Source organism: Porphyrobacter sp. TH134 (assembly GCF_002855495.1).
In the GTDB taxonomy this organism is placed as follows: Bacteria; Pseudomonadota; Alphaproteobacteria; order Sphingomonadales; family Sphingomonadaceae; genus Erythrobacter.
Genome location: NZ_PKRO01000084.1, coordinates 1 through 2,634 on the forward strand (window position 1 = coordinate 1; position 2,634 = coordinate 2,634).

Genomic DNA, 2,634 nt, shown 5'->3' on the forward strand with positions numbered 1-2,634 from the left:
GCCGGCTTCTGATCCCTTGCATCAAAAGACACCCCCCTGTCCTCACTCGATGTCCCAGAAAAATCAAACTGGCCCGGCTTTCGCAACAGGTCTAATGTCTACGGTATCGCGTTCGGGCCGGACGGTCGACAGTGGCAGACTGAGCACGGCCCGCAAGGGGGAGACGAAATCAATTTGATCAAGCCGAGCGGAAATTATGGCTGGCCGCTGGCTTCTAACGGGCAGAATTATGGTTCTGATGCCGACGATCTTCCCGATCACGCGCCAGACGACGGCTTCGTGGCGCCACGCTTTACTTGGAATGTCCCGCCTGCGCCTGCGGGCATGTTCTTTTACACCGGAACACGATTTGCTGCGTGGCGGGGCGATGCCATCATCGGCGGATTGAGAAGCTGTTCATTGATTCGGCTAAAATTTTCTGGTGACGACGTTGCAGTTGCCCAAGAAATCCCCATGAATGTTCGCATTCGGCACGTATCGCAGGCACCTGATGGTTCAATCTGGGCGATCGAAGACTTTCCAACTGGCCCTAAGGGTGGCGGGCCAGGGCGCGTTCTTAAGCTTGAGCCTGTGTTCGGGAGTTGACGTAGGGATGCGTTCCAGTTTTTTCTTTGGCTGCATCCCACCCACGACCGGTCATGAGCGCGGGCGCGTCGTGAACCCGAAAGTAGCACGGCGGCTTTGCCTCGCTCGTGAAATATTTCTGCCATTCAGTGATCACCCTATGGGGGCCGGTCAACGTTAAACTCCCTCGCGACCCCAACAGACTGGCCGTCGAATTCAACGCCGGCGCTTGTCCCGCGCTCCAGCTCTGATTGCCAAAACACTGATGAAAATCACCGCAGCTTCTGAAAACGTTCTTCACCCTTCGATTGACGACCCGCTTTCTCGTGTGTGCGACGGATCGGATCATTCATGACCCACGGTTCTTTCCGATTGCCTCGGCACCTCATGATCAACTCCGTCGAGCGTGTCGCGTTGGCGAACTGGCTGCTGGTCTGGGTAGGGCTCGCAAACCTGGGATTCATTGCGCTGTATCCTGTGGGTTTTCCGTCGCGCGGTCTCCACATCGTCGTGATAGGTCTCCTCGGCATCATCGTCCGCGGCATGCCGGTCAATGTTCAGGCCATCGCGTTTGTTGTGGGGCTGGCATATGCGGCGGTGTCTGTCGTCAGCAACCTGTTCAACCTTCCGATTTACTCACTTAGCCAGTCCGTCAAGTTCATGGACGATTTGAACCTTTTGAACTCGCGTGAGTACATGGCTCTGGGCTTGGGCTCGCTCGGACTGATTGTGGTCGCGTGTCTGGCCTTGCGCAGGCCGAGCAATTTCACCGATTGGCGCGCCACGCTGCTGGCATTATGCGTCGTTGCCTCGGCCGCGCTTGCCGATGCATACGTCGCCAACGACCTGCCCGGTCATTACAAACGGTTTCCTAGCGAGGATGCGCCGTTTTCGTCAGCTTTGACAACATCCGCCTTCTTGCCCACCGAGGTTGGGCCGCCGCGACACCTGCTGCTGGTGATGGTGGAATCGCTAGGGCTTCCCACAGAGAATGCCGAACTGCAGCGCCTGATCTTCGCCCGATATAATGATCCCGCAGTCCGCTCCCGGTTCGACGTCAGCACCGGCGTAACGACCTATTACGGATCCACGACAGCAGGCGAGATCCGCGAATTATGCGGGCGGTGGGGCGAGTATCATGATCTGGTCGATCGCAGGGACGCTAATTGCGTGCCCGCAAGGTTGGCACGGCAGGGGTTCGAGACATCCGCCTATCACAGCTTCGCCGGCGAGTTTTTCGAACGCAATCGATGGTACCGCAATATCGGTTTCGACAATCAGTTCTTCCGCAGCGACTTGATCAAGGGTGGGGCCAAGGAGTGCGGAGGCGTGTTCGAGGGAGCCTGTGACCGCGACGTTCCGAGGCAGCTAGCCCAGCGTCTCAAATTCGCAGACAGGCCGCAGTTCATCTATTGGCTCACTGTCAATACGCACCTGCCGGTGCCGGAAAGAAACAATCTCGGCACCGAGGATTGCGCGCGCATTTCTCCGAAGCTTGCAGCAGAGTTTCCGATGATCTGCCGGCAGGTTGCGATCTGGGACGCGATCGATAGGGCGATTGCAAAGGAGGCTATAGCGGCTGATTTTCCGCCAACCGACATTTTAATCGTCGGCGACCACATCCCACCCTACCTCCATCGCAAGAGCCGCGCGCAGTTCGCCCCTGACATGGTGCCGTGGCTGCTTCTCAAGTGGCGTGGTGTTTGATGCAAAGCGCGCCCTCGCAACAGCAAAGTTCTGTTATCAAACAATGCTCATGACTCCGTAAACCACCTTCGACATCCCATTCAAAGGATGCAGCGAAGGCAAGCCGCCATTCGCCTTCGACCCACTTGTCGTCGGTTTGGAGATCGTCAAACTTCGACAAAAGCGGCCATTGGAGCTTGCCCGACAGCCCCCGCCGGGCAAGAGGTTTTGGGCGTTAATGAGCACCGGTCGGGTGCATCCATGTGTTCGGCCTGTTGGTGCAGTATTGAACCGCCCCGGGATTGCCGGAGGCCCTAACTCCTGAGAGGAAGGGTCTACGATGAGCAAGACAACGAACAAGTTTTCCCCTGAGGTGCGTGAGCG

2 protein-coding genes are annotated in these 2,634 nt (G+C 57.5%); both read left to right on the forward strand.

Annotated features, from left to right (window positions below):
• Positions 1 to 105 precede the first annotated feature (105 nt).
• Positions 106 to 585 (forward strand): PQQ-dependent sugar dehydrogenase, encoded by a 480-nt coding sequence (locus tag C0V72_RS15915; protein ID WP_233999998.1) that lies wholly within the window; start codon positions 106 to 108, stop codon positions 583 to 585.
• Positions 586 to 951: 366 nt separating this feature from the next.
• A complete protein-coding gene (locus tag C0V72_RS15920; RefSeq protein WP_101795106.1) occupies positions 952 to 2,271 on the forward strand; it encodes a sulfatase-like hydrolase/transferase in 1,320 nt (439 codons plus the stop codon).
• Positions 2,272 to 2,634 lie beyond the last annotated feature (363 nt).